The sequence below is a fragment of the Ohtaekwangia koreensis genome (genome assembly GCF_900167975.1).
GTDB classification, from domain to species: domain Bacteria; phylum Bacteroidota; class Bacteroidia; order Cytophagales; family Cyclobacteriaceae; genus Ohtaekwangia; species Ohtaekwangia koreensis.
This window is the reverse complement of the sequence record NZ_FUZU01000001.1, coordinates 668,054-693,861: the sequence shown is the minus strand read 5'-3', so window position 1 is coordinate 693,861 and position 25,808 is coordinate 668,054. Positions and strand designations below refer to the sequence as shown.

The following is a 25,808-nucleotide window of genomic DNA, read 5'->3' as shown; positions in this document are numbered from 1 at the left end:
CGTTCTTTTAGCTAAACGACCCCGACTTATCGACCATGTTTTTTGAGCCTACATAAAACGCGGTGCGCTGATGCAGTGTACCCGGTGTGATATCCAGTATACGCATTTGCCCGTTGGTAGCTTTTCCTCCGGCTTGCTCTGCTATAAAAGCAAGCGCGTTGCATTCGTATATCAACCTTAATTTACCATCGGGATCTTTTGCCGTTGCCGGATAAATATAGACGCCACCCTTCAGCATGTTACGGTGAAAATCAGCCACCAGCGAACCAATATAGCGCGCAGTATATTTCTGGTCTTTGCAATACTGAATATAGTCTTTCACAGGTTTCGAAAAAGAATTTGCAGAACCCTCATTCACAGAATATATCCTGCCGTCTTCAGGCATATGCATATTCGGATGGGAAAGGAAGTATTCGCCAAGTGTCGGATCGTAGGTAAAACCATTCACACCATGACCGGTAGTATATACCAACATGGTGGAAGATCCATATAAAACATAACCGGCAGCAACCTGGTCTGCACCGCGCTGAAGTATATCTTCCTGCTGAATAGGCGTGCCCGCCGGACTCTTCCTGCGGTATACAGAGAAGATGGTGCCGATGGATACATTTACATCTATATTTGAGGAACCGTCAAGCGGATCAATGGCGATCACATATTTACCTTCATTGCTCAAATCCACAAAAGAATCCGATTCTTCTGAAACCAGCGCACATACTTCACCACCTTTTGCCAGTGCACGCGTGAAGCGGATGTTGGCCAGTACATCCAGTTTTTGTTGATCATCGCCCGCCATGTTTTGAGATCCAACCGCACCCATGATATCAATGAGGCCGGCCTTATTCACTTCGCGGTTCACTACTTTCGAGGCAAGTGCTATATCGCGAAGTATTTGTGATAGCTCGCCACTTGCATATGCGAACTGGTCTTGATTGTTTTTAATGAAACGATCCAGCGGGCTGCCTATCGGTTGTGCAATTCTAGAGGTCTCAATACTTGGTGTGTTGGCTTTATTGATTGATCTTTGCATGGTCAAAATTTGCCTAAAGTTAAATTTGCAAACGATTTAGTCAACTGAAATGAAGGTTTTTAAATTCGGAGGAGCTTCGCTGAAAAATGCGGACGGGGTAAAGAATGTTGCTTCCATCATTCGCCAGCATGGTCCAGATAAATTATTGGTCGTTGTTTCTGCCATGGGGAAGAGTACAAACGCACTTGAGAAAATCCACAGCCTGGCTATCTCCGGTCAAAACAGTTCTTCTCAAATTACCATACTCAACGACTATCATCAAGAAATACTCAAACAATTATTCCCGGCAGGGCATGAAGTATATATAGCTGTTGAGACACTCTTTCAGGAACTGCGAACACAGCTTCAGGGTTCCGGAGAATTTGACCAGATATATGACCAGGTTGTTTCAATCGGAGAGATGATCTCTTCAGTGATCGTCCATCATTACCTCATAAGCATCGGCCTTCATTCTCATTGGCTTGATGCGCGCACGTGTATAACAACCGATAAAAACTTTCGTGAAGGAAAGGTAGACTGGATAAAAACATCAGCTAAAATTCAAGCGCTTAAACCGGTACTCGAAAAGAATATCATTATAACGCAAGGCTTTATAGGAAGCACAGAAGACGGATATACCACCACGCTTGGCAGAGAGGGCTCCGATTTTTCGGCTGCTATATTTGCTTCATCGCTTGTTGCTAGCTCAGTAACAATCTGGAAAGATGTACCGGGTGTTATGAATGCCGATCCCAAGCGACTATCTGCCGCTACGGTGTTTGAAGAATTACCTTTTCAGGAAGCTGCAGAGATGACGTACTATGGTGCGAACGTGATCCATCCCAAAACCATTAAACCGCTCGCCAATAAAGGTATACCGCTGCTAGTAAAGAACTTCGAAGATCCATCCTTACCCGGAACCAAGATCCATGAATGCAAGGTATATGACCTTCCGCCTTTAATCGTATTCAAAGACAATCAATGTCTCATATCCTGTAAGGTTACAGACTATACTTTTGTTACCGAGCAACACCTCAGTATCATTTTCAATGCACTTTCATCGCTCGACCTTCGTGTAAATGTTATGCAGAATTCTGCTATATCATTTTCATTTTGCCTTGACTTCCGTGAGCATAAAGTGCTATCGCTGATTCAAAAATTGCAGGAGCATTTTGAAGTATACTATAATACAGGGCTCACGCTTATCACCGTGAAGAACTACGATGAGAAGACTTTTGAAATGTACCGCAGTCATGCCGGAGTATTGCTTGAGCAATCTTCACGATCAACACTACAAGTGCTGGTCAGGCTTTAACCTGTGGAAGGTATTTTACTTCAAGGTGTTTGATGAACTGATCCATCGAGCGGTCGAGTATATCAAACACTTCCTGGAAACCTTTTTCACCGCCATAGTATGGATCTGGTACCTCAAGCCCTTTACCATGCGGATCAAAATCGCGCATCAACATAACTTTCTGCGTGTGCTGATCTGCATTGGTAAGTCTTAATATATTCTTGTGATTGCTGTGATCCATCGCTAATATATAGTCGAATTGATCCAAATCGTTCGTACACAGCTGCCTTCCGAAGTGATCGATGCTTACTCCATTCTTAAGTGCATTGGCAATTGTGCGGCTATCCGGGATGTCGCCAATATGATAATTGGAAGTACCACAGGAGTCAGCTACCACATATTTCTCTAATGCGCTACCCTTTATTTTATGCTTAAAAACAGCCTCGGCCAGTGGTGATCGACAAATATTACCAAGGCATACAAACAATATCTTGACACGCTCCATAATTTTCGAATAGCGTTCGTGCGGTTCTTTGAACGCGGAAGATGTTAAAAATGAGGATTTTAACTAATTTCCGTATCAAAATCACCCAGCGCCTTTAAAATGCTGCTGCAAAAATAATCGAGATAAAGGGTTACAAAAGCATGCAAAATCTTATTTATGTATGCATAGCACACTTTTTTAAGTACTGCCTTTTGGTTTGAAGGCCTCCTTGCAAAAGGGGGCTTTCTCTTTTTATAGCAGTTTCTATCCTTCATTCCCGTTATTTACATTTATAGAAAATAACGCTCATGGAATATATTCTTGTTCGCGAGCAGTACGAACCTGCTGTTGCGCTGATACAACTAAACCGTCCTAAAGAATTAAATGCGCTGAATACACAGCTCATGCAGGAGTTACGCGATACGTTACAACAACTTGATAAAAATGATTCCGTCCGGGTGGTGATCATCACCGGCAATGAACAAGCTTTTGCAGCAGGTGCTGATATTAAACAAATGTCTGATAAGAGTGCTATCGATATGCTGGTGATCGACCAGTTCAGTACGTGGGATCAGATCCGCAGGATAAAAAAACCGATCATTGCTGCAGTCTCTGGTTTTGCGTTGGGCGGAGGTTGTGAACTTGCCATGATGTGTGATATGATCATCGCTTCTGAAACTGCGAAGTTTGGTCAGCCCGAGATCAAGATCGGTGTAATGCCCGGAGCCGGTGGAACACAGCGATTAACAAAAGCCATCGGTAAAGCTAAAGCGATGGAACTCATCTTGACCGGAAGATTTATTACCGCTGAAGAAGCTCAAGCCTACGGACTTGTTAATAAAGTGGTGCCGGTTGAAATGTACCTATATGAAGCTGCGCAATTAGCAAAAGAAATCGCACAGATGTCGCCTATAGCAGCACAGCTTGCGAAAGAAGCCGTGAACCGATCATTCGAAACACACCTGGATGAAGGACTATCTTTCGAGCGAAAGAATTTTTACCTCACCTTCGCTTCGGAAGATCAGAAGGAAGGCATGCGTGCATTTGTAGAGAGACGTAAACCTGATTTCAAAGGAAAGTAAGATATAGCTATATATAATACAGTATATATAGTATCTATTATATTATCGGATCACCTCTTTCAATACGCGCTTTGTTTTTCCGTGTGGCACAAACCGATGCACGATATTAAAGCGTAGATTGCCTGTATTAAAATCGATGCGGTCCTCTTCCGAAGCGATGCTTATATTCTTGTTAACGAAAATAAAACTTAACGCCCACGTCTTCGAATTATACCCTGCAAAGAAACTAAAGGAAGAGTTTGGACTGAAAACAGAGGAGCGTTTATTTTCTCCATTCATACGTAAGGTATGTATGCCATAGTCGAGACTTACTGTTGCCTGACCCGTTATATAAAAGTGCTTCTTGTAAACAAAGGTGTAGATGTATCCGATGTTGGGTCCAATGTCAAAAAAATCTACCTGATTCAGGTCGGTTTCATTGATTTGTCCACGGATCACAGCAGGAACGATGGAGCTGTCAGCTTTACTTCTTCCCAGAAAAAATTCTACTCCTGCCAATAACGATCCTGCTGATTTCTTTTGCCACTCACTTTGCAAAAAAGAAGCTCGATACGAAAATCGTTTATGATTAAAAAGATACTGCCCCGAAGCTCCGAGGTATCGCACTTTAATATCGGGTCGCAAATAATACCCCGAAGCACCTTGCTCGATCTCGTCCTTATTCATATAGAAGCCCGTATAGAATTGACCGAAGGCGTCAATGATTAATTTGCGACCATATATATGTGTTTGAAGATCGAGGTATTTTGTTTTGCCTTTCGCTTCATCGCGATTCAAAAAGCCGAAGCCGTAGGCGAGGTTTAATGTCGCCCATTTATAGGTGGCACCTACCCCCATGTTTAATGTAGTGTTCGGCTTATACCGCAAGCGTATCCCCTCCGCATCATCTCTATATTGATATGAGGTATACTTCTGAGAAAAGTAAAAGCGTGCTGTAATAATCTTATCATATGTAGCATAATAGGTAGTATCCCGAGCATCACTCTGGGCCATTCCCTGAAAAGCCCACACCACAAATAAGACTACTGATATTAGTTTTGCCACGTTACGCCTAACTGTTAAAAAAGGGAACCACAATGATTATTCAATAACAATCACGGAATCCATGAAAAAACAAAGGCAACGATTCAAAACCGTTGCCTTTGTTCTACAAGTTAAGAGTAAACTCTTCGCTAGTATCTCATAACGCTATCTCACGTTGATACCGAAACCTACCGTAAGCGCATTATACTTTTGCAAAGTGTAGTCAGCATGCAACGTAAACACCGCCAGCTTCAACCGGAAGCCTGCGGTTACGCGAGGACCGGATGCTGCATAATTCAACTGAACAGGATCGATCTCATCCGCATCATACGTTCCGCTATTATTCACATCCCATTTCCCCAACACACTTAAGTTGGACTTGGCAATGTTATATCCCAAGCCTCCATATACGGTGAGCACAGAAACCTTTTTGGAGATAACGGCCTGCATTGTGGTTGCATTCATCACCATTTCACCCCTTGCATTTTCAGTTTGGATATCTGTACTGGTATATTTATAGTCAAGCGAAAGTCTAGTATAGCCTACGAATGCTGAAAGATCGAATGGTAATAATTTAAGACCTGGTATATATTGCTTCACATCGTGCATGACGCCTATACCAAATAGTTTAAATTGTGAGTCATCATCCAGATCGATACTGGGAGTAAAGCGGATTTTAAGATCAGTACCTTTTGGTAAGCCTATACCTAAATGTACCATGGGCACCGGCATCCAGTTCTTACCGACATTACCTTTCAGATCAAGACCGCTGGGTCCATCAAAAGGCTGATCTAACAAGTTACCTTTCTCTTTATACTGCGGAGACCGGTCCGGTCCAAATATAGTGGGAGCGTTAGGATAATCAGGAGAGCCCGCAGGATACATTGGATCACCAGGCTGCACCAGTTCAACCTTTGTCAATCCTAGTTTTGTTACATCATAAAATAGATCACTCTTGGGAATAGTCATGGCACTGGCTGTTACCGTAAGGTCGATGCCAACAATTTTATGCGTCTTTGCTGTGTTATACCATCCCGAGTTTAATCCCAACGTTACACTTTTCATAAAAGGAGAAATGTAACCATCTATCAATTTCTTTCCGTCATCAACACTTTCTCTCAACAACTCGTCAATGTCATCCTGCGCAAAAGTCGGTACCGACATCGCAAAAAATAATCCGAATACAACTGCTGTTTTTTTGAATAATTCCATAGATTTTTAATTAGACGCTGATTCATTCCAAAATCTAACGTTTGGTAATCTTTGTTTTAATGAAAGATCGTCAAATAATAATACGTCTTCAACACATGTTTGTATTTTTACCGGATAATGGAGGTTTTATATAGTGTTTTTATAGGACTATTGGGGTTTCTTTTAAGACTCGCAAGTCCTTTTCATCCAAAGGCAAAAGCTTTTGTTGCGGGACGCAAAAAACTATTCAAACAATTATCTGCCAGCATCACGGATACATCTCCGCTGGTATGGATCCATTGCGCCTCGCTGGGTGAATTTGAACAGGGAAGACCTGTGATCGAAGCGTTGAAAAAGGAATTTCCCAACATAAAAATTTTGCTAACCTTCTTCTCACCTTCCGGCTATGAGGTGAGAAAGAATTATGATAAAGCAGACTATATTTATTACTTGCCATTGGACACTCGAAAAAATGCTGCACGATTCATAGCCCTTACCAAACCTGTGCTTGTCATTTTTGTGAAGTATGAGTTCTGGCATTATTACGCAAAAGAACTTCACGCCCGTAAAATTCCGTTGATCTCCATCTCTGCTATATTTCGGAAAGACCAGATATTCTTTCATCGCCTTGGTGGCTTTTATCGCAAGATCCTCGACAACTTTTCATACTTCTTTGTACAGAACGATGAATCGCGACAATTGCTTCAATCGATCAACATTACCAATAGCAAACGCGTTGGCGATACACGTTTCGACAGAGTACACCAGATCGTAAAACAAGGTGGCGAAATTGATATAGCCAAAGCATTCAAGAACGATCAAAAGGCAATGGTGATTGGAAGCTGCTGGCCGGAAGATATAGAGATACTTGCGCCTTTCATCAATGAGAACAAGATGAAATTTATCATTGCACCCCATGAGATTTCCGAGTCTTCTGTGGTGTGGCTTGAAAAACAGCTTCTCGTAAAATCGATCCGCTATACTGCTGCATCACAACAAACACACCTGGAGGATTACCAGGTGTTGATCATCGATAATATAGGAATGCTTTCGCGATTATACCGCTACGGCGAATTTGCATATATAGGAGGCGCATTTGGTAAAGGTCTTCATAATATACTGGAAGCCGCCTGCTATGGTGTTCCTATACTTTTCGGAAACAAAAACTTCGAAAAATTCCAGGAAGCCAAAGACTTGATTAACCGTGGTGGCGCTTTTGAGATCGCTGACTATACAGACCTGAAGGCAAAGTATGAAATGCTCAACCTGCCTGAAAATTTTCTACTGGCATGTGAAGTGACGCGCCAATATACGGAAGAGAATTTGGGAGCAACTGAAAAGATCATGCACTACTGCCGGGAACAATTAGGTGTTAAACCACATTAGTTGCAATTGCCCGGTATAGCGTTGTAGGAAAAAGCTAACTTTACCTGACTGATAACGGTTAACTGAAAAGAAATGAAGGGAACAGTGATGCGCTCCACCGGATCGTTTTATGACGTGCTTGCAGAAGACGGGAAGAAGTATAATTGCCGTGTACGTGGAAAGATCAGGCTGGAGGGTATAAAGGAAACAAACCCGGTAGCAGTAGGTGACTATGTGATTATAGACCTTGAACATGAGATTGGATCGATCACAGAAATTCTTCCACGCCACAATCATATACTGCGGCAATCGGTAAAGAAGACCGGGCACTCACATGTACTCGCTGCAAACATTGACCAGGCACTGCTCGTTGTAACGCTTGCTCTTCCCAGAACTTCATTAGGATTTATAGACCGGTTTCTGGTGAGTGCGGAAGCGTATCGCATTCCACAAATAATTATTTTCAACAAGCGGGATTTGCTAGTGGAAGAGGAAGCGATCTATGTTAATCAATTGATCAACCTGTATGAAAGTATAGGTGTAACGTGCTTCTCTACTTCGGCCCACCAGGATGATTTAGTGGAGGTCCGAAAAATTTTACAAAACAAAGTCACATTGATCGCGGGACACTCCGGTGTTGGTAAATCTACCCTCCTGAACAGGATCGCTCCGACCATTAGCCAGGCCGTTGGTGACATCTCTACGTTCTCTGAAAAAGGTATGCACACCACGACCTTCGCGGAAATGTTTCCTTTAGATAACAAGACGTATGTGATCGATACTCCTGGTGTAAAAGAATGGGGCCTTGTGGAAATGAGCGAGCAGGAACTATCAGACTATTTTCCGGAGATGCGTGACCTGCGACTGGAATGTAAATTTGGTGCGCGTTGTATACATATAAACGAACCGAAGTGCGCCATTATCGATGCTGTGCAAAATGAAAAAATCGCGATCAGCCGCTATCAAAGTTATTATAGTATGGTATTGGGGGAGGATAACAGGAAATAAATTATGAAATACTCCGTTCAGGGACATGACTATACATACGATGCAAAAGGCGAGCGAATGTGGGGTGATGATACCGTTCTATTGAACACAGGTGTTGACCTTACAGCAAACATGCCATGGCACCCGGAAGGCTATACCATTGAAAAGCTTTTTGACGATTCGTTATATAAAGATTTCAAAGAGAACACAGATATACTATTGATCGACCGTTGGAGACAGGCCGGATTTCCCATCGACATTGGGTTTCCGCTAGATACCTATCATACGGTCGCGAAGGATTTTGAAACACATCTTCGCGCAGTCGAGAAAACGAAGTTGTTACCTATAGAAGATTTTCCAATTCCTATACGTTTATTGGAAGAAAAGATCTCAGCGATCTGCAAGACACCGCTCGTTTGTAAAAATCCGTTTGATCAACAATCTGTTTTTCACTTTCGTGTGATCCGCCCAAGCAAAACCGATAACAATCCGCTGCATCGCGATGTGTGGCTGGAAGATTACGACAACTGCATCAACCTATATATACCCATCGCGGGCAGCAATGAACTAACGTCACTCATGCTGATACCTGGAAGTCATACGTGGGCAGAATCAAAAATTGAACGTACAGTTTCTGGAGCAGAGATCAATGGCGTAAAGTATAATGTTCCTGCCGTCACAGATATTAAAGATAACTTCACAATGCTCAGACCTTCGCCTGGAGAGAACGAAGTATTGATCTTCTCTCCTTACTTAATCCATGGAGGCGCTATAAATTCATCGGTAAACCAAACGAGAATCTCCATTGAGATCCGCTTGTGGAAGCTATGATTCTTTGAACTTAACTTTATAGTACAACTTCCTAAATATAGTCAACGGCAGCTTGATCGTAATAATGAGATTGAAGATACGGTCACTGAATGTAATGGCGGTGAGTTCCTTCAGAAGCGTAAAAAATAACTTTCCTTCGATAAAATTTTCTGAGAAAGCGGATTGTCCTAATTCATATCGTACACGTTTTATCAGCGCAGCCTTCTCCTCCTGCGATCGTACCAGATTCTGTCCCTTTCTGCATACGAGGTAAGTAGAGTGCAGTTGTTTATCGCCAACCCGATACCATCCGGTAGACATCGATGATGCTGTCTTTCGCACGATGGTAAGTTTCGCATCCATATAATTATACTTATACTTTCTTGATGATCGAACCCAGAAATCAAAATCCTCGTACGCGAGTGTCTCATCATAACCATTCAACTCATCCAGCACCTTCTTCCTGATCATCATGGTAGGCGATGATATAAAATAAGTGGTGAGTATATCTTTAAAAACATCGCCAACGGGTATAGCCCTGACTATTCCTTTTTGAACCAGATTCTCAAAATGATTGTATAAAAATTTACGGTCGCTGGTAACATATACTGCATCTGAAAATATCACACCAAACGATTGATCCAAAGAAGCGAAAAAATTTACCTGTTGCTGAATTCGCTTCGGCACCATAATATCATCTGTGGCGAAATCAATTATATACTCGCCTTTCGCCAATAAAAATCCTTGATTGAAAGCTTTGCAGTTGCCAACATTTTGTGAGAGCGGCAGGAATTGTATATCGGCTCTGCCGCTTTGTTCGATTACTCTTCTAATCGCAGTTACACTATCATCTATACTGGCATCGTCTACAATAATGATCTGAATATTGGGATAGCTCTGATCGATTACTGACTGAACGGCCTCCTCGACAAAATGACTGTGATTGTAACACAGACAAATGACAGAGACCAGTGGCATCTGCATTACCAGTCCTTTTTAAAGGTAAGCTTGGACGTTGGAACTCCACCCAGTCGCAGTTTAAAATCCAGTAACCCGAAATTCGGCTTACCATTCACAGCAGATGTTCCGAGATCGAGTAATGGAATACGATTGGTCATGCAGTAGTTATGCAAGCCTTCCATCAATAGTACAATTGGACTATATACATCGTATTGTTTATCGTGATCGGAATAAAAATTATACAATACATCCTGATGTACACGAATGGCGATGGAAGCTGCAATCATTTTCTCTTCCTGGTATACTGCCGAGAGTATATGTTGATCTGGGAAACGACTTGCAGTCTCACGGAGATCCGCCAGGTTCATCGACAGACTATATCCTTTCTGTTTCCGGCAGGCCAGAATAAAGAAGTATACATCGTTGAGCATTTCATTGGGCACTGCGCGAAAAAAGAATCCGGCCTCACGAGCCTGGCGAAGCTTGCGCCTCTCCCATAAATCGGCATGCTTGCCAAATTCTTCCTTAATTTCAACGATCGTTCCTAACTCTGCATCTATCACTGAATAGCCCAGGTTAAAGAGCAACGTTTCTGTTAACGCTGCCCGCCTGGGATTATAGAATTGTGGTGGGTTTTTAATGACAAGGTTTGTAACACCTTTTTCTTTTAGTTTCTCCTCTATAAATTCCAGAAACCTGAAAAGAATTACAGGAGGAACCTCGTCTGAACACTCTATACCTCCGAAAGGTGATCGCAACGGACTCCATGCATCTCTTTCTGAAACATGAACGTGCATGCAGCAGGCAATGCTTTTATACTTCTCGTTGGCAGCATAAAAGGTATACCAGCCTTCCTCCGACTGAAGGTATAGATGCTGGTACTTATTAAAAAGAGCGACTTCAAAATCTGCTGAATAGGCAGCCGAAGGAATGCCTTCGTAAAAATTATACTCTTCCAATCAATATGGGATTCCTAGTTTCTTATAAATAAAATGCATAAGCCACGCTGGGCCTATGAGCAGGAACTGTACATCTTTAAAAAAAGATGGTTTCTTCCCTTCTACTTTATGACCGTAGAACTGACCGATCCATGCCAGTACAAATATACCAATACATACGGCCCAAAGTGGAGCAATATTCAATCGTACGATCACATTTACCAATACGAGGCACAATACTCCGAACAACATCATGCCAACACTCAAAGGTATAGAAAGTGTAACATAATAAATGGTAACGAGCACCAATACTACTGTTGCCCAGTTAGCATAGGCGTTGCCTTCTCCTAAAAATGATTGAACTGTTTGGGCAGGAATAGAGGCAACCAACCCTACGATGCTGAAGAATATCAGCGGTACGCAAACCCAATGAATAGATTTGTTGGTAACGTTCTGATGACTTTCGCCATACTCACTTAGTAGATGATCAATTCTTCGCATAACATTTCTCCGGTTTTGAGAGAAGAAATTTAATGTATTCCCGTCAATCTTCAAACGATTTCGATCATGCGGAAAGCTTGGTTTTCACCTTTTGCCAGTCTTTGATCTGCCAGTATACTTTTCCGGTTGTAAGATGGTTTCCCTTCGCGTCATGTATTTTTATTTCACATATAATGACAACGGCCTCCTGCGATTGGAGCGGCTCATAAATATTCTGACGGAGCCATTCTTCAGAGATCGAAAATGTAGCCGTAGCGTCCATCTTGCCTTGGTAATGATAATCCATCTCAAGGCGTTGCATAATTAGCCGATACTTTTTTGAATCCAATTTACTCACCAGCAAAAAGCCAGTCGTAAACTCGGAGATCGTAGCCAACGCACAAGCATGTAATCCACGGATGTGATTGAAGTTTTTTCTTTTATAGGGAATAACTGTCTTAAGATGATAATCTCCGATTTCCAGGATCCGGAAATCATGCGGTTTATTGAACGGGATCATCCGGTTAAGCGACCAGTTCAATATAGTCCGATAGAACGAAGAGGTCTTAGCTTTTTGTAAAATCGTGTTCGGATCAAGCATAAGTATAGCGATTCAATAAGAATAAAGAGGAATTTACTGTTTTTTAGGACAATCGAAAATCCACCCAGCGGTTGGCATGATTTTAGAATATAGTCTTTCAGTATTCTAACACGAGGAAATTCCTCACTACAAAATGAAAGCTAAATTTAATCTGATCGACCTTGTACTTATGCTCCCTACCGTGGCTGTTCTGTTGTACGGTATATTATCTTTCGCACTCTGATCAGAAGTCTAGTCCACAATTCAATCTGTTTTTAAGTATTTCAACTCATTGGTAATTCCTATATAGGTATACCTGTATCAATACTTATATACTGCTTGAATAGCGATGGCAGCAATCCTTTCATCTTCGTCTTCTGACAAACCGCTGATGCCGATTCCGCCTATAACTTTATTGTTTTGAACGATGGGTAAACCACCGCCAAAGCCAGTTATACCTTTATCGCCCCAGAAGGCTGGAGGGCGGTCATTGTCTAACATAAACTCGCCCATTTTGCGCGTAGACTTACGATCGCGCGCAGAAGTATAGGCTTTGTTCTGTGCAATAACCGATGCTGCAGGGCTGGCTTCATCCATACGCAGAAAAGCAATAGGCTCCCCTTCCGGGCCTACTATAGCTACCGCTATAGATTCATTGATCCGCTCCGCTTCCGCGATCACTGCGTTGATCAAAGCCTGTGCTTCTTTAGAGCTTACTTTTTGTATAGTATACATGCATGGGTTAATTATATACTGTGATTTTGAAAAGGATCAACTCTTATTTGTTGCTAGCTTACTCTTCCAATACCCATAGCTAAAGTAGATCACCAACCCTACACCCATCCAGCAAAAGAAATAGAGCCAGGAAAGTGCGGGGATCTCGATCAGTAAATACGCGCAGAATAAAACACCCAGTATAGGTATAATGGAGTAGTTGCGTATAAAGGTTAATACACTAAGTATAGCTCCTAATATGATAAAGATGAGGAACAGGATTTCCTGAAGACCTTCATTGCCTATATTTTGCACTGCGGATAAAACTCTATCACGGGAAAAATAAATAAACACGATATACAATACCGGCACTATAAATTTACCATTGATATAGGGCAACTTAAATTTACCAGCGGGTGCAGTGCCTTTTATATTGGTAACATGAGGTAACGTTAGTACTCCGGCTGACACCAGTACAAATGCAAACAATGTTCCGATACTTGTAAGGTCAGTCATCAGTCCGCTTTCCATGAACAAAGACGGGATCGCTACAATACATCCGGTTATAATGGTAGAGAACCAGGGTGTTTGATACTTTGGGTGAATCTTCGCGAATGCTTTTGGCATCAGGCCATCACGGCTCATGCTCATCCAAATACGTGGTTGTCCCAATTGAAATACAAGCAACACACTTGTGGTGGCAATCACAGCGCTGACGGAAACTATATAACCAATCCATTTTTGTCCTACGGTATCAAAAACAAATGCTAACGGATCTGCGACTTTCAGTTGTGTGAAAGGCACCATTCCGGTTAATACAAAAGCTATAAGTATATATAGGACGGTACAGATCACCAATGAATAAATCATACCCCGTGGTAAATCGCGCTGCGGATTTTTACATTCCTCGGCTGTCGTTGAGATTGCATCAAAGCCTATATACGCATAAAACACCGCTGATACCCCGCGCAGTACACCTTCAAATCCATTTGGTAAAAAAGGGCTCCAGTTTCCTGGATCAACAAAAAAGAAACCGACCAGAATTACCAGTATAATCACCAGTAATTTAAACACCACCAGGAAATTCGTCATCTTCTTACTTTCCCGGATACCTATATACGTAAGTATACTAATGAGAACCACGATGATGAACGCGGGCAGGTTAACAAATATATGTTTACCGAATATTACAGGAGCTGTATTCCACGCATTTTGTGCGTACAGTAGGCTCTCCGTTAGCGGAGTGCCGGCCGCTACTGCTTCCTGCGAAAGCAGAAAGGCATGCTTTGCTGTAGTGGGGTCTGTGGTAAGCCAGGCTGGCAGATGTAAACCAAAACCTTCCAGCAGGTTATTGAAATAGCCACTCCAGGATATAGCCACCACTATATTTCCGATCGCATATTCCAGGATTAAAGCCCAGCCGATAATCCATGCAACCAACTCACCGAATGATACATATGCATATGTATAGGCACTTCCTGCGATCGGTACCCGGCTTGCAAACTCGGCATAACACAAAGCTGAAAACCCGCAGGTAACAGCCGTGATAATAAACAAGAGAGAGATACCCGGGCCACCGTTAAAGGCTGCTGTACCGATGGTAGAGAAAATGCCCGCGCCCACAACTGCGGCAATGCCCATAGAAGTGAGGTCTTTGACGCCTAATATTTTTTTAAGGCCGTGGGTGCCATGCCCGTCATCAACACCTTGCTCAGCATCCAGCAGAATTTTGGACAGGGGTTTCTTTCGAAATAAAGAGTCAAACATTCGGTTCAGGTTTTAAGGAGGGCTCAAAATAAGTAAAAATTAAACAGGATTTGCAGCGCAATTGGGGGATCGGGGCAACTTGTTTTCAGAATATGAATGAAAATTTATAGCGATTAAAAGATGGGACGATTTTTTAAATTATCTTAATGGCTTAAGTGGAAGGAAATTTTTTAAACGCTGTCAATTTGGATTTTTTAATGACTCCTCCGAAAGAACATCTCAACAACGCTGCCGAGCATAGTGTAGAGCCTAAAACGAACATCACGGCTGACGAGCTCAACTTGCTCCCACTGAAGGCTTTCAGTGGAAAAGTGAGCGTGATTACGGATACAGAAAAGCTCTCGAAAGCCATCAAAGAGATGGAAAAGCACGATGCAGTCGGGTTTGATACGGAAACGCGCCCGAGTTTTAAAAAAGGACAATCGTACAACGTGGCGCTCCTGCAGCTCGCGTTACCTCATAAAGTATTCCTGATCAGGTTGCATCATACTGGTGTAACAGATGAGCTGGCTGCTTTTTTTGAAAATGATAATATCATAAAAGCCGGTGTCGCGATTCGTGACGACATCAAGGCATTGCAAAAGAACAAGCGATTCCAACCCCAGGCATTTGTAGAGCTTGCAACACTGTCTAAAGAAAAAGGTCTGCAAGTGGAGAGTGTAAAAAAACTCACCGGACTTTTATTGGGATTCAGGATTTCGAAAAGTGCGCAAACTTCCAACTGGGAAGCACCGACTCTTACTGAAAAGCAACTTGAATATGCAGCCACCGATGCATGGGTATGCCTGGAGATCTACAAGAGACTGATCACTGCACAACCTGTTGTTGTATAGCGTTGTTTGCTGTTTACTAAAAACAGCATGCAACAAAACAGACGAGGATCAAGTTTAAAGACCTTCAGACTATAATCACTGATAGCAAAACAAATGACCTCCTCTGTTAAGATTCTTCAGAAAGAAATTCTTTCTGCCAACTGGTATAAGCTTTACAAGTATACCTATACTTTCACCGACAAGCATGGCCATGAAACCACGCAAAGCCGCGAGGCTTATGATCGTGGCAATGGTGCTACCATCCTACTATATAATAAGCAACAACGCACCGTAATTCTCACACGACAATTCAGGTTGCCCACGTTCGTGAATGGAAATGAAAGTGGAATGTTGGTTGAGACTTGTGCCGGCTTATTGGATCTTGACAACCCTGAAGATTGCATCCGCAGAGAAACCGAAGAAGAAACCGGGTATCGCATCTCGCACGTTAAAAAGATCTTTGAAGTTTACATGTCACCGGGATCTGTTACCGAGATACTCTATTTCTTTATTGGTGAGTATTCGCACGAACAGAAAGTAAATGAGGGTGGTGGTGTAGATGAGGATGAAAACATCGAAGTACTGGAGCTTGACTTCGAAAAGGCTTACGGCATGATTGCTTCTGGAGAGATTCGTGACGCGAAAACAATTATGTTGCTGCAATACGCTAAACTTCACAATCTTTTATAGCACACAGTAAAGAGCAGGGTAGTTAATTACATGTAACTTTTTATTTTACCGGCATAACACCAACCTTATGCCACGTATACTACTTGTATTCTTTTTTTGCATCACGGCAGGTTTATCTGCTGTGGCGCAAAAACTTCAGATCGCTGAGCTCACGACTGAATATCAAAATAATCCTATTGGACTGGATATCACGGCTCCACGTTTTAGCTGGACGCTGGTCTCACCACAACGCGATGTATTGCAAACTGCTTACGAGTTGCGCGTGAGCAGGGATGAAAGTTTTAAAAACATTCTCTGGCAAACCGGGAAAGTTACTTCCGATCAATCAGCATTTATTACCTATAGTGGTTCACCGCTCAAAGCAAAACAACGGTACCACTGGCAGGCACGCGTCTGGGATAACAAAGGAAATGCTTCCGCCTGGAGTAAACCTGTCTTTTTTGAGTTGGGATTGCTGCAAGCAACAGATTGGACAGCACAATGGATTGAGCCTGCTGTACCAGGTGACAGTGTGAACGGGCCAGCCCCGCTCCTGCGCAGAATTTTTGATCTGAAGAAAACTATAAAATCCGGGAGACTATATATTACTTCGCATGGACTATACGAAGCACATGTCAATGGTAAGCGTGTAGGCGATCAGTACCTTACGCCTGGCTGGACAAGCTATAACAAGAGACTTCAATACCAAACATACGATGTTACCGCTTTACTAAAGCAAGGCAACAATGCTACCGGTGTATTCCTGGGCGATGGCTGGTACCGAGGCAACCTTGCATGGGGAGACAAAAAAAATATCTATGGAAAAACATTGGGGCTGCTATACCAGCTTGAAGTAACCTATATGGATGGTACATCTGAAGTAATCACTTCTGATGCGCAATGGAAATCATCAACAGGGCCAATTCGCAAAGCCGGTATATACTACGGTGAAGCATACGATGCGCAACTCGAAAAGAAAGATTGGACGCAATCAACCTTTCGGGATGCCGATTGGTCTTCCGTAACGGTGGTGAACGGAGGAAAAGAAAATATACTTGCCTCGTATGGCCCACCTGTAAAAAAACATGAAACGTTTAAGCCCGTAAAAATCTTTAAAACACCCAAAGGTGAGACTGTTATTGACTTCGGACAGAACCTGGTGGGATGGGTTACACTGAAAGTTAAAGGTAAAGCAGGTGACAAAATAACCATACACCATGCTGAGGTGCTCGACAAAAACAAAAATATATACCTTGATAATTTACGTGCCGCCAAAGCGGAGATTGTATATACACTGAAAGGTGGTGAAGAAGAAGTATACGAACCGCGCTTCAGTTTCTTCGGCTTCCGCTATGCGCATGTCGAAGGATATCCGGGTACATTGACACCTGATAAAATTATAGCCACGGCCGTATATTCGGATATGCAACCTACGGGGAATTTTACTTCCTCTAATGCATTGGTAAATCAACTGCAGCATAATATTCAATGGGGGCAAAAAGGAAATTTTGTAGATATACCTTCCGATTGTCCACAACGTGATGAGCGGTTGGGCTGGACAGGCGATGCACAGGTCTTCTTTCGCACGGCTGCGTATAACATGAATGTAGCTCCGTTCTTTCACAAATGGTTGAAGGATCTCGCAGCCGATCAACGTAAAGACGGTGCCGTGCCATTCGTCATTCCAAATGTATTGAGTGATAATGATGTTGCCTCCACAGGCTGGGCCGATGTTGCTGTTATTATACCCTGGAATCTATACTATGCATATGGCGATCAGAAAATCCTCGAGCAACAATACGAAAGCATGAAAGCCTGGGTAGGCTTTATGGAAAGTAAAAGCAAGAATGATCTTTGGAACACAGGCTTCCACTTTGGTGACTGGCTTTTCTATAGACCCTTCGATGATAATGATGGTCGCTCTGCTGTAACGGATAAATATTTGATCGCGCAATGCTTCTGGGCATATTCAACGCAGTTGATGTTGAACACGGCACAAGTATTGGGAAAGACAGCCGATGTACAACACTATACATCTCAACTAAAGAAGATTAAAGATGCTTTTATAAAAGAATATGTAACGCCTTCCGGCAGATTGGTGTCGAGTACCCAAACTGCTTATGTACTTGCTTTGCATTTTGATATGCTTCCCGAAACGATGCGTTCACAGGCTGCTGAGAAGCTCGCGCAAAATGTAAAAGACTATGGCAACCACCTGACTACCGGTTTTCTCGGCACACCTTACCTCTGCCATGTGCTTACCCGCTTCGGATATACAGATGTCGCTTACGACCTGCTTCTGCAGGAAGAATATCCATCGTGGCTATATCCTGTTAAAATGGGCGCGACTACTATATGGGAGCGTTGGGATGGTATGAAACCGGATAGTACATTTCAAACACCGGGTATGAATTCATTTAATCATTATGCCTATGGCGCTATCGGTGACTGGATGTATAGAACAGTAGCCGGATTAAGGGAAGCATCTCCCGGGTATAAACAAATCATGATTGCCCCTCAACCTGGAGGGAAACTGTCGAGCGCTACAGCGGAGCTAAAGACTATATATGGCCTTGCGAAATCGGCCTGGAAAATTGAGAATGGCAATTTTAAAATTGACATTGTTATACCTGCCAATACAACCGCAGAGGTAGTACTGCCAAAAGCTTCCGGAAAGAAGATAACGGAGCAAATGAAAGATATTAATGCCTCAAAATTCAAATCACAAACCATTGGCAATGATTCCAGGCTGGCGATTGGATCAGGAGTCTATCACTTTGAATATAGTATGCCTTAGTGTAGTGATCGAATCTATATATATACTCATAAAAATAGCCGCTGTTAGCGGCTATTTTTAATTACACAGTAATCAACAGATATTGATTAATATACGATTTGTTTTATCACGACATCAAACTCTCCGGTAACCGTGGCGTTTTTGCCTGTACTGTTTGCGGATCCTTCCAATACATATTTACCCTTTGTTCTTCCGGAAGAAATATCAAACGAAAAGTCTGATATTGAAAAGTCATTCCCGGATGAACTGATAGAAAAATCAAAGGCCTTACCATCCAAATTGTTATTTCTATAGATCACGATATAATATACATCTTCTGGTGTTACATCATTTTCATCATCAAGAGTAAAGTAAAAACCAACATATCCACCTGTATTTACATCATGTCGGATGACACGGGCGTAAATTGATCCATCATCATTAATTTCATAATATGACATACCTTCTTCTCCATATAAACCTGGCAGATACTGTGAGTAGGTAAACGATTCGTTTATGATGGCACTGCTTGAACCTGTAGTTCCGGCAATCGTACCTTTTACAAATCCCTGCTGTCTATACTCCAGTGCTGGTTCATCATCGTCACTGCAACGAGCAAATACTATAATTGCTACGGCCATCAAGAGGACCTTAAAAGCGCTTTTCATATTCGTTCGTTATTGGATTACCTGCTTCACTACCACATCGAAAGAACCTGTTACAGTAGCGTCGTTGTTTGTACTGTTATCGCTTCCTTCAATTGAAAATTCTCCTTTCACGCGACCAGAGGTTGCATCAAAGGAAAAATTTGTCACGTCAGATTCATTGTCCGAATCCGATTCTGTAGAGAAGTATAGAATTTTATCAGACTCCTTGATATATGTGAGTTCAACCTCATATGCAGGTGAAGTGTCTCCAGGGCCATCCAACAGCAAGTTGATATATACTCCGCCACCACCCTGAACATCCTGCCGCACTATATTGATGTCAATCGTGCCATTATCATTCACCACATAGTTGGAAGCATATGGTCCATCAAAATAACCGGGATTATACTTTGAATAGCTAAAACTCTCATTGATGGCAGTGGCATCATCGGAAGCAGTTCCTGTGATCTGGCCTTTTACGAAGCCTTGCTCCTTGTACTCGATGGCTGGTATATCATCATCACTGCAACTTGCAAAAAACGTTAGGGCGCAAAATGCCCCTGACAATAGTAAATTGTTTTTCATAGGGTTCTTTTTTTATATAACAAAAATAATTTAAAAGTTGGTTGTACGCATACCTTTTACAAAAACATGATGACCGGTGTGATTGTTTGCCGACTGCGTTCTTTCATTCACCTACGCGTCTCTACGGTACACCTAATCGCAATGGCCGATCTATACCTCTTGACCGTAAATTGAAATAAAAAACTATACCACTTATGGAAACCATCAATGATACTTTGGAAAGTAAAGAAAATAGAAAAGCTGAGAAACGAAAGGGGCGGGTATTGGGCGGACTCGTTGTTGTAACAGTGGGTACTGTATTGCTTGCCCATAAAGCCGGGGCTGAACTCCCCGAGTGGTTATTTACCTGGCCGATGATTGTCGTTGCCGCAGGTATATATCAAGGTGCGCGACATAGTTTCCGTAATTTCAGATGGTTGATACCCGTAGCGATAGGTCTTTTATTCCTGACTGAGCGCTTCGTTGAAGGTTTCTCTATCGGGAATTTTATGTGGCCGCTGATTATCATCGCCATTGGCTTAAGCATCATGTTGAAACCGAGCCGTAAACATTACTGCAGGTAAATATCATCACTCCTGACATTTTCATGGCTTTGCTGAGATTCGGCAAAGCCATTTTTTATTTACAGAGATCGGTACTATATCCCTTCGTCTAACGGAGAAGCTATGGGGCAATCACTTGTTGTCGTAGCATTAAAATCCCTGGCACAAAGAAGACACAGAGGTACATAAAGCAAACGCCATCCGCTAAGCTTGCTAGCTAACCAACAACTTTACCTTACCAATGGATGCTCTTGAAGTATACTTGCCAGAGGGAATACCGCCCCAAAAAATTTTCACCGCCCGCTTTCCTCTTTTCACCTACCGGTCGCCTTTACAGACCTATATGCCATAGTCGTGAGGGTAATCTGCCCGTACATTTGAATATAAATCAACGAAAATGGATACACAAGAAAATACATCTCCTTCTAATCAATCAGGACGCGCGTGGGGAGGCTTGATCATCGTAGCGGTTGGCGCAGTGTTGCTTGCTAAAAAAGCAGGAGCCGATTTACCATCCTGGCTTTTTACATGGCAAATGGCGCTTATCACCTTTGGTGTGTTTGTTGGCGCTAAACATAGGTTCCGTGACTGGGGGTGGTTGGTTCCGGTTGCTATCGGATCTGTATTTCTCGCTGACAGGTTCATCGAAGATATATCAATCGAACAATTCTTCTGGCCTATCATCATCATCTTTATAGGCTTAGTAATGATCTTCAAACCCAAACGCAATCGTGACGGTGCATGGAAACGCTGGAATGAAAAACAGCATCAACAGTTCTCAGCGATGAGTTCTCAAAACACAGAAGAAGATTTTATCAACGCTATAACGGTATTTGGCGGTGCCAAAAAAGTTATCATCTCGAAAGACTTTAAGGGCGGCGAGGCTACTACATTCTTTGGTGGTGTGGAGATTAACCTGACACAAGCCGACATCAACGGTCGTGCTGAGCTTGAACTTACACAAGTATTTGGCGGTACAAAACTTGTCGTTCCTTCCAACTGGAAAATTCAAACAGAAGAACTCGTAAGCGTATTCGGTGGTCTGGATGATAAGCGTAAAAACATTACGACACCTGATCCAGACAAAACATTGGTACTGAAAGGTACTTGCATCTTTGGTGGCATTGATATTAAAAATTATTAGTGATCTATAGCTGACTTCACATGCTGAAAGGCAGCTGATCACAAATAAAAATCAAACTATGTATTTCATCTTTATAACGCTTCAAGTATTACTTATGAACTGGTACATCGCAAAAATCGTCTTTGGAATCACAGCTGAAAACAAAGACACAAAACAATTTGACGAGCAACTACGGCTCATCGAGGCTGAAACTCAGGAGGAAGCATTCCTGAAATCAAGAATGATCGGATTGAGCGAAGAGGATTCGTTCGTGAACGACAAGAACAAAATGGTAAAATGGGAATTCATCAATGTATCAGAGCTTGTACCTATTAAAAGACTGGAAGATGGTGTAGAGGTATATTCACGTATACATGAAATGGAGGAAGCGAAATCATATGTTAATTTTATCCATCAGAAAGCCATGGCACTGCGGTTAAACACCATGCCCTTGTTCTGATCTTAACCACACCAACCCTTGAACTCAAACCGCTTATCCATAAAAAAGATTACCACTGCATATATAGCCTGGTGGCTATTGCTGATCTCGTTAGAGACGTATGCAATCAGCAGTACATTTAATTTCAGTTTAAAAGTAGCACTGGCTGATGCACTGAACATGAACCTGCTTATCGCTACAGCCGGATACTTCATGTTCAACTCGCTCCGCTTCTATCAGCCTAGTCTGAAGAATGCTTTTTACCTGGTGGTGTGGAGCGTTACGTTAGCCGTGCTGAGTGTTGTATTACACCGGTGGCTCATGGCTACCTATATATTTACGGATGATGTGCAGTACCTTACTTATTTAGCAGGCTCACATTTACTAAGAGGTGTAATCGCCTGGTTAATGATTGCGTTGATCGCAGTATTAAGTTGGGTTTGGTTTGTGATTCAGGATCAACAAGCCTATGAAAAACGCGAAGAGGACGCTGCACGTTTGGCACGTGAAGCCGAGCTGGCAAGTTTGCGTCAACAATTACAGCCTCATTTTTTATTTAACAGTTTAAACTCCATCAGTGCCCTTGCGGGTTCCAGACCTGAGCAAGCACGCATGATGATCCAGCAACTTTCTGATTTTCTGCGCGGCACAATTAAACGCGATGATCAGCAACTGGTAACACTTGAAGAAGAATTAAAACATTTACAACTATATCTCGAAATAGAGAAAGTACGGTTTGGTCACCGATTGAAAACGGAAGTAACGAAAGAGGATGCAACGCTCGCGTTGAAGCTTCCTTCCTTACTACTTCAACCCATAGTAGAGAACGCAATCAAATTTGGATTGTACGATACAACAGGAGAAATCACCATACGGATCAATTCATCTTTAAAGGATCACCACCTGGTATTAACCATTGAGAACCCTTTTGATCCTGCTACTGCGCAACCCCGGCAAGGTACAGGCTTCGGACTGAGTGCCGTACAACGCAGGCTCTACCTGTTGTATGCCCGCAATGATTTGCTCGAGACAAAACAAAATGAAGAGAACGAACACCCTATATTTATAACCATAGTACGAATACCCCAGCCTCATGATTAAAGTTATACTCATAGACGATGAACCCCTGGCACGTAGCATCACACGTGAATATTTACAGTCCCATGCGGAAGTAGAAATTGTGCAGGAATGTAATGATGGCTTTGAAGGTGTTAAAGCAATTACACACTATAAACCTGATCTTATATTCCTGGATATACAGATGCCGAAGATAAATGGTTTCGAAATGCTTGAACTTATTGATCACCCCCCTGCTGTGATCTTTACCACTGCATTTGATGAATACGCGATGAAGGCTTTTGAGGCACACGCTATCGACTACCTCCTGAAACCTTTTAGCAAAGATCGTTTTGATAAAGCTTTATTGAAATGGTTTCAGCAACGCGGGAATGCACCTGATAAAAATCCGCAAACATTATTGCAGGAAGAAATCCGGCAACCGGAAGAGCGTAATCGTATCGTTGTAAAAGAAGGTGGCAACATCCGTATTATACCGGTACATGAAATTCAGTATATAGAAGCCTATGATGATTACGTAAAAATCTTCACGCAAAAGGAAATGTTTCTCAAGAAAAAGACGATGAGCTTTTACGAACAATCCCTGGATGCCAATCAGTTTGTGCGGGTACATCGCTCCTATATCATTCAATTGAGTCAGCTTACACGCATTGAACCGCTGGAGAAAGATACCCATATAGCGTTGCTGAAGAGCAACGTGCGTGTACCTCTCAGCAAAAGTGGCTATGCGAAATTGAAAACGGTACTCGGCCTGTAGAGGTACCGTTACGCTACATTTTTCTTTAGGCTCAGACGCGCCAGGAAAGCACTGATGATTGTAAGAAAAGCTCCGGCTAACATAACTGCACCCGGAAAGTACATACCAGCGTCATGTTGGGAATAACGATGGAAGATCCACGTCATCATTACGGGCCCTATAATGGATGTGAGGCTCATTAAACTGGTAAGTGCTCCTTGCAATTCTCCTTGCTCATTAGCCGGCACCTGGCTTGACATAATACCCTGTAGTGCCGGGCCTGTGATTCCCCCCAGACAATACGGAATCAGGAATGCAAACATCATCCATCCCTGTGTAGCAATGCCAAACAGGAAAAAGCCCAATGCATATAAAGCGAGCCCTATATATATACTTCGCTCCTGCCCTAACTTCGGTATGATGAACCGGATGAGCCCGCCCTGTACAATAGCCACCATAAGCCCAACAAAAGCAAGAGAATATCCAACCCACTCTTCTGTCCAATTAAATTTTTCCATGGTATAATACGACCATGTACTTTGCACGGCATGACCTGCTATATAGATTAGTACAATGGAGGCCACAAGACCAAGAATAACTTTATAGCGAAAGAAAAACTCTATAGACCCTATTGGATTGGCGCGTGCCCAGCTAAATGCTCTTCTGTTTTCTGGTTTCAACGACTCTGGCAAAACAAAGAATCCATACAGCCAGTTGAGCATGGTAAGAACAGCTGCGCCAATAAACGGCACACGCAGTCCGTACTTTGCTAATATACCTCCCAGTGCCGGGCCGATGATAAAACCTAATCCGAAGGCAGCTCCGATCATACCAAAATTCTGTGCACGTTTTTCAGGTTCACTGATGTCGGCTATATATGCTGCCGCAGTGGTAAAGCTCGCGCCCATAATACCGGCAATGATCCTTCCTACAAAAAGCCATCCGATCGTGGGAGCAAAAACCAGAAATATATAATCAATCGTAAAACCGAAAAGTGAAGCCAGCAAAATTGGTCTGCGCCCATAGCGGTCACTCAGGTTACCCATGAGTGGTGAAAATACAAACTGCATGATCGCGAATGCGGCAAGCAGCCAACCTCCGTATTCTGCTGCTTCCGGAATACCTACATGAAGCATCTCGCTGATCAATCGCGGCATAACCGGAATGATGATACCGAAGCCTATAACATCAATCAATAAGGTAACAAAGATAAATCCGAGCGCAGCATTTTTCTTTACAGCCATGTGTGAGCATTTATTTCGCAAATAAAGCTAAAATAGAATTAGCACCAGATGAAGAATTGTATAATCACGACAAATTATCAGGAATATAGATACTTCACAGATGACCATTTCTATTTCAACAAATGCATTACGAAAGATCACACTCCACAAGGATATCAGCCTGTCACCGGTTATGTTACAATCTGTAACATTATTATACAGGCAAGTGTTGACAGTACGCATCAAAATGAGCGCATCCCTCATTATTACAAATACAGGTTGTTTATCAGGCAGGCATGATCTTTAAAGCGTATATCTACAAGTGAAGTGGATATGATAAACAGGAATCTCAATAATGTAAGCATTGCTATTGGCATGGCAGTCTCCGTAATAATTTGGGGATTATTAGCACTTTTGTGAACAGATCAAAGTTTATCTCGTATATAGCTAAAGTTTCTTGTATATAGCTGCGGTTTCGTAGGATGATAAATCATC

At 42.5% G+C, this 25,808-nt stretch carries 27 protein-coding genes; 14 read left to right on the top strand and 13 right to left on the bottom strand.

Going from position 1 to position 25,808, the window contains the following annotated elements; translation table 11 throughout:
- Positions 1 to 7: 7 nt before the first annotated feature.
- Entirely contained in the window at positions 8 to 1,030 is a 1,023-nt protein-coding gene (gene fbp, locus B5Y40_RS03020) for a class 1 fructose-bisphosphatase (protein WP_143785581.1), read from the bottom strand.
- Positions 1,031 to 1,079: 49 nt separating this feature from the next.
- Between fbp and B5Y40_RS03015 the strand changes: the two genes are divergently transcribed.
- Complete coding sequence (locus B5Y40_RS03015) at positions 1,080 to 2,324, top strand: aspartate kinase (protein ID WP_079685222.1); 1,245 nt, start codon at positions 1,080 to 1,082, stop codon at positions 2,322 to 2,324.
- On the opposite strand, the gene B5Y40_RS03010 is transcribed toward B5Y40_RS03015, so the two are convergent.
- Positions 2,314 to 2,808: a low molecular weight protein-tyrosine-phosphatase gene (locus B5Y40_RS03010; RefSeq protein ID WP_079685221.1), complete on the bottom strand. Its 495-nt coding sequence runs from the start codon at positions 2,806 to 2,808 to the stop codon at positions 2,314 to 2,316. The genes B5Y40_RS03015 and B5Y40_RS03010 overlap by 11 nt on opposite strands.
- Before the next feature lie 287 nt (positions 2,809 to 3,095).
- Here B5Y40_RS03010 and B5Y40_RS03000 point away from each other — a divergent pair, with 287 nt between their 5' ends.
- The gene (locus tag B5Y40_RS03000) at positions 3,096 to 3,869 is read left to right on the top strand and encodes an enoyl-CoA hydratase-related protein (RefSeq protein WP_079685219.1); all 774 of its coding nucleotides are present in this window, start codon (positions 3,096 to 3,098) and stop codon (positions 3,867 to 3,869) included.
- Positions 3,870 to 3,911: 42 nt separating this feature from the next.
- Here B5Y40_RS03000 and B5Y40_RS02995 read toward each other — a convergent pair whose 3' ends face one another.
- Positions 3,912 to 4,913, bottom strand: coding sequence for a DUF4421 domain-containing protein (locus B5Y40_RS02995; RefSeq protein ID WP_143785580.1), 1,002 nt, complete (start codon positions 4,911 to 4,913; stop codon positions 3,912 to 3,914).
- A gap of 144 nt (positions 4,914 to 5,057) precedes the next feature.
- Positions 5,058 to 6,104, bottom strand: a complete 1,047-nt coding sequence (locus tag B5Y40_RS02990; protein ID WP_079685217.1) for a DUF6588 family protein — start codon at positions 6,102 to 6,104, stop codon at positions 5,058 to 5,060.
- Positions 6,105 to 6,221: 117 nt separating this feature from the next.
- Here B5Y40_RS02990 and B5Y40_RS02985 point away from each other — a divergent pair, with 117 nt between their 5' ends.
- The 3 genes from B5Y40_RS02985 to B5Y40_RS02975 all read left to right on the top strand — a co-directional run bounded on the left by B5Y40_RS02985 (position 6,222) and on the right by B5Y40_RS02975 (position 9,266).
- On the top strand, positions 6,222 to 7,469 hold the full coding sequence (locus tag B5Y40_RS02985; protein WP_079685216.1) for a 3-deoxy-D-manno-octulosonic acid transferase: 1,248 nt from the start codon (positions 6,222 to 6,224) through the stop codon (positions 7,467 to 7,469).
- Positions 7,470 to 7,541: 72 nt separating this feature from the next.
- Complete coding sequence (rsgA, locus tag B5Y40_RS02980) at positions 7,542 to 8,456, top strand: ribosome small subunit-dependent GTPase A (protein ID WP_079685215.1); 915 nt, start codon at positions 7,542 to 7,544, stop codon at positions 8,454 to 8,456.
- A gap of 3 nt (positions 8,457 to 8,459) precedes the next feature.
- The gene (locus B5Y40_RS02975; RefSeq protein ID WP_079685214.1) at positions 8,460 to 9,266 is read left to right on the top strand and encodes a phytanoyl-CoA dioxygenase family protein; all 807 of its coding nucleotides are present in this window, start codon (positions 8,460 to 8,462) and stop codon (positions 9,264 to 9,266) included.
- On the opposite strand, the gene B5Y40_RS02970 is transcribed toward B5Y40_RS02975, so the two are convergent.
- From B5Y40_RS02970 to B5Y40_RS02945, 6 genes are all read right to left on the bottom strand, one after another.
- The gene (locus B5Y40_RS02970) at positions 9,261 to 10,229 is read right to left on the bottom strand and encodes a glycosyltransferase family 2 protein (protein WP_079685213.1); all 969 of its coding nucleotides are present in this window, start codon (positions 10,227 to 10,229) and stop codon (positions 9,261 to 9,263) included. The two genes, B5Y40_RS02975 and B5Y40_RS02970, sit on opposite strands and share 6 nt — an antisense overlap.
- On the bottom strand, positions 10,229 to 11,164 hold the full coding sequence (locus B5Y40_RS02965) for a GNAT family N-acetyltransferase (protein WP_079685212.1): 936 nt from the start codon (positions 11,162 to 11,164) through the stop codon (positions 10,229 to 10,231). The genes B5Y40_RS02970 and B5Y40_RS02965 overlap by 1 nt, the downstream gene beginning before the upstream one ends.
- Positions 11,165 to 11,644 (bottom strand): Mpo1 family 2-hydroxy fatty acid dioxygenase, encoded by a 480-nt coding sequence (locus tag B5Y40_RS02960; RefSeq protein WP_079685211.1) that lies wholly within the window; start codon positions 11,642 to 11,644, stop codon positions 11,165 to 11,167.
- 64 nt (positions 11,645 to 11,708) lie between these two features.
- Positions 11,709 to 12,224, bottom strand: a complete 516-nt coding sequence (locus B5Y40_RS02955; protein ID WP_079685210.1) for a DUF4442 domain-containing protein — start codon at positions 12,222 to 12,224, stop codon at positions 11,709 to 11,711.
- Between the two features lie 300 nt (positions 12,225 to 12,524).
- Positions 12,525 to 12,938: a GlcG/HbpS family heme-binding protein gene (locus B5Y40_RS02950; RefSeq protein WP_079685209.1), complete on the bottom strand. Its 414-nt coding sequence runs from the start codon at positions 12,936 to 12,938 to the stop codon at positions 12,525 to 12,527.
- A gap of 36 nt (positions 12,939 to 12,974) precedes the next feature.
- A complete protein-coding gene (locus B5Y40_RS02945; RefSeq protein ID WP_079685208.1) occupies positions 12,975 to 14,684 on the bottom strand; it encodes an amino acid permease in 1,710 nt (569 codons plus the stop codon).
- Between the two features lie 185 nt (positions 14,685 to 14,869).
- Here B5Y40_RS02945 and B5Y40_RS02940 point away from each other — a divergent pair, with 185 nt between their 5' ends.
- From B5Y40_RS02940 to B5Y40_RS02930, 3 genes are all read left to right on the top strand, one after another.
- Entirely contained in the window at positions 14,870 to 15,517 is a 648-nt protein-coding gene (locus B5Y40_RS02940; protein ID WP_245840462.1) for a 3'-5' exonuclease, read from the top strand.
- A gap of 93 nt (positions 15,518 to 15,610) precedes the next feature.
- Positions 15,611 to 16,186 (top strand): GDP-mannose pyrophosphatase NudK, encoded by a 576-nt coding sequence (gene nudK, locus B5Y40_RS02935; protein WP_079685206.1) that lies wholly within the window; start codon positions 15,611 to 15,613, stop codon positions 16,184 to 16,186.
- Positions 16,187 to 16,253: 67 nt separating this feature from the next.
- On the top strand, positions 16,254 to 18,962 hold the full coding sequence (locus B5Y40_RS02930) for a glycoside hydrolase family 78 protein (RefSeq protein WP_079685205.1): 2,709 nt from the start codon (positions 16,254 to 16,256) through the stop codon (positions 18,960 to 18,962).
- A gap of 86 nt (positions 18,963 to 19,048) precedes the next feature.
- On the opposite strand, the gene B5Y40_RS02925 is transcribed toward B5Y40_RS02930, so the two are convergent.
- A complete protein-coding gene (locus tag B5Y40_RS02925; RefSeq protein ID WP_143785579.1) occupies positions 19,049 to 19,609 on the bottom strand; it encodes a hypothetical protein in 561 nt (186 codons plus the stop codon).
- A 9-nt stretch (positions 19,610 to 19,618) separates the two neighbouring features.
- Positions 19,619 to 20,173 carry a hypothetical protein gene (locus B5Y40_RS02920; protein ID WP_079685203.1) on the bottom strand — a complete coding sequence of 185 codons (555 nt, stop codon included), beginning with the start codon at positions 20,171 to 20,173 and terminating at the stop codon, positions 19,619 to 19,621.
- Between the two features lie 194 nt (positions 20,174 to 20,367).
- Between B5Y40_RS02920 and B5Y40_RS02915 the strand changes: the two genes are divergently transcribed.
- The 5 genes from B5Y40_RS02915 to B5Y40_RS02895 all read left to right on the top strand — a co-directional run bounded on the left by B5Y40_RS02915 (position 20,368) and on the right by B5Y40_RS02895 (position 24,111).
- Positions 20,368 to 20,736, top strand: a complete 369-nt coding sequence (locus tag B5Y40_RS02915; protein ID WP_079685202.1) for a LiaF transmembrane domain-containing protein — start codon at positions 20,368 to 20,370, stop codon at positions 20,734 to 20,736.
- Between the two features lie 376 nt (positions 20,737 to 21,112).
- Positions 21,113 to 21,859: a LiaF transmembrane domain-containing protein gene (locus B5Y40_RS02910; RefSeq protein WP_079685201.1), complete on the top strand. Its 747-nt coding sequence runs from the start codon at positions 21,113 to 21,115 to the stop codon at positions 21,857 to 21,859.
- Positions 21,860 to 21,953: 94 nt separating this feature from the next.
- Positions 21,954 to 22,298: a DUF4288 domain-containing protein gene (locus B5Y40_RS02905; RefSeq protein WP_159453587.1), complete on the top strand. Its 345-nt coding sequence runs from the start codon at positions 21,954 to 21,956 to the stop codon at positions 22,296 to 22,298.
- 18 nt (positions 22,299 to 22,316) lie between these two features.
- On the top strand, positions 22,317 to 23,378 hold the full coding sequence (locus tag B5Y40_RS02900) for a sensor histidine kinase (RefSeq protein ID WP_221408861.1): 1,062 nt from the start codon (positions 22,317 to 22,319) through the stop codon (positions 23,376 to 23,378).
- Positions 23,371 to 24,111, top strand: a complete 741-nt coding sequence (locus tag B5Y40_RS02895) for a LytR/AlgR family response regulator transcription factor (RefSeq protein ID WP_079685199.1) — start codon at positions 23,371 to 23,373, stop codon at positions 24,109 to 24,111. The genes B5Y40_RS02900 and B5Y40_RS02895 overlap by 8 nt, the downstream gene beginning before the upstream one ends.
- 8 nt (positions 24,112 to 24,119) lie before the next feature.
- Here B5Y40_RS02895 and B5Y40_RS02890 read toward each other — a convergent pair whose 3' ends face one another.
- Positions 24,120 to 25,334: a TCR/Tet family MFS transporter gene (locus B5Y40_RS02890; protein WP_079685198.1), complete on the bottom strand. Its 1,215-nt coding sequence runs from the start codon at positions 25,332 to 25,334 to the stop codon at positions 24,120 to 24,122.
- 48 nt (positions 25,335 to 25,382) lie between these two features.
- On the opposite strand from B5Y40_RS02890, the gene B5Y40_RS29285 reads away from it, so the two are divergent.
- On the top strand, positions 25,383 to 25,613 hold the full coding sequence (locus B5Y40_RS29285) for a hypothetical protein (RefSeq protein ID WP_143785578.1): 231 nt from the start codon (positions 25,383 to 25,385) through the stop codon (positions 25,611 to 25,613).
- Positions 25,614 to 25,808: the final 195 nt, after the last annotated feature.

What these genes read in the sequence shown, in the direction of transcription:
- nudK (WP_079685206.1), top strand. Translation starts at nt 15,611, where the DNA reads ATGACCTCCTCTGTTAAGATTCTTCAGAAAGAAATTCTTTCTGCCAAC.
- fbp (WP_143785581.1), bottom strand. Translation starts at nt 1,030, where the DNA reads ATGCAAAGATCAATCAATAAAGCCAACACACCAAGTATTGAGACCTCT.
- B5Y40_RS02925 (WP_143785579.1), bottom strand. Translation starts at nt 19,609, where the DNA reads ATGAAAAGCGCTTTTAAGGTCCTCTTGATGGCCGTAGCAATTATAGTA.
- B5Y40_RS02890 (WP_079685198.1), bottom strand. Translation starts at nt 25,334, where the DNA reads ATGGCTGTAAAGAAAAATGCTGCGCTCGGATTTATCTTTGTTACCTTA.
- rsgA (WP_079685215.1), top strand. Translation starts at nt 7,542, where the DNA reads ATGAAGGGAACAGTGATGCGCTCCACCGGATCGTTTTATGACGTGCTT.
- B5Y40_RS02930 (WP_079685205.1), top strand. Translation starts at nt 16,254, where the DNA reads ATGCCACGTATACTACTTGTATTCTTTTTTTGCATCACGGCAGGTTTA.
- B5Y40_RS02960 (WP_079685211.1), bottom strand. Translation starts at nt 11,644, where the DNA reads ATGCGAAGAATTGATCATCTACTAAGTGAGTATGGCGAAAGTCATCAG.
- B5Y40_RS03010 (WP_079685221.1), bottom strand. Translation starts at nt 2,808, where the DNA reads ATGGAGCGTGTCAAGATATTGTTTGTATGCCTTGGTAATATTTGTCGA.
- B5Y40_RS02920 (WP_079685203.1), bottom strand. Translation starts at nt 20,173, where the DNA reads ATGAAAAACAATTTACTATTGTCAGGGGCATTTTGCGCCCTAACGTTT.
- B5Y40_RS02970 (WP_079685213.1), bottom strand. Translation starts at nt 10,229, where the DNA reads ATGCAGATGCCACTGGTCTCTGTCATTTGTCTGTGTTACAATCACAGT.
- B5Y40_RS29285 (WP_143785578.1), top strand. Translation starts at nt 25,383, where the DNA reads ATGAAGAATTGTATAATCACGACAAATTATCAGGAATATAGATACTTC.
- B5Y40_RS02975 (WP_079685214.1), top strand. Translation starts at nt 8,460, where the DNA reads ATGAAATACTCCGTTCAGGGACATGACTATACATACGATGCAAAAGGC.
- B5Y40_RS03000 (WP_079685219.1), top strand. Translation starts at nt 3,096, where the DNA reads ATGGAATATATTCTTGTTCGCGAGCAGTACGAACCTGCTGTTGCGCTG.
- B5Y40_RS02910 (WP_079685201.1), top strand. Translation starts at nt 21,113, where the DNA reads ATGGATACACAAGAAAATACATCTCCTTCTAATCAATCAGGACGCGCG.
- B5Y40_RS02945 (WP_079685208.1), bottom strand. Translation starts at nt 14,684, where the DNA reads ATGTTTGACTCTTTATTTCGAAAGAAACCCCTGTCCAAAATTCTGCTG.
- B5Y40_RS02915 (WP_079685202.1), top strand. Translation starts at nt 20,368, where the DNA reads ATGGAAACCATCAATGATACTTTGGAAAGTAAAGAAAATAGAAAAGCT.
- B5Y40_RS02905 (WP_159453587.1), top strand. Translation starts at nt 21,954, where the DNA reads ATGAACTGGTACATCGCAAAAATCGTCTTTGGAATCACAGCTGAAAAC.
- B5Y40_RS03015 (WP_079685222.1), top strand. Translation starts at nt 1,080, where the DNA reads ATGAAGGTTTTTAAATTCGGAGGAGCTTCGCTGAAAAATGCGGACGGG.
- B5Y40_RS02990 (WP_079685217.1), bottom strand. Translation starts at nt 6,104, where the DNA reads ATGGAATTATTCAAAAAAACAGCAGTTGTATTCGGATTATTTTTTGCG.
- B5Y40_RS02955 (WP_079685210.1), bottom strand. Translation starts at nt 12,224, where the DNA reads ATGCTTGATCCGAACACGATTTTACAAAAAGCTAAGACCTCTTCGTTC.
- B5Y40_RS02895 (WP_079685199.1), top strand. Translation starts at nt 23,371, where the DNA reads ATGATTAAAGTTATACTCATAGACGATGAACCCCTGGCACGTAGCATC.
- B5Y40_RS02985 (WP_079685216.1), top strand. Translation starts at nt 6,222, where the DNA reads ATGGAGGTTTTATATAGTGTTTTTATAGGACTATTGGGGTTTCTTTTA.
- B5Y40_RS02950 (WP_079685209.1), bottom strand. Translation starts at nt 12,938, where the DNA reads ATGTATACTATACAAAAAGTAAGCTCTAAAGAAGCACAGGCTTTGATC.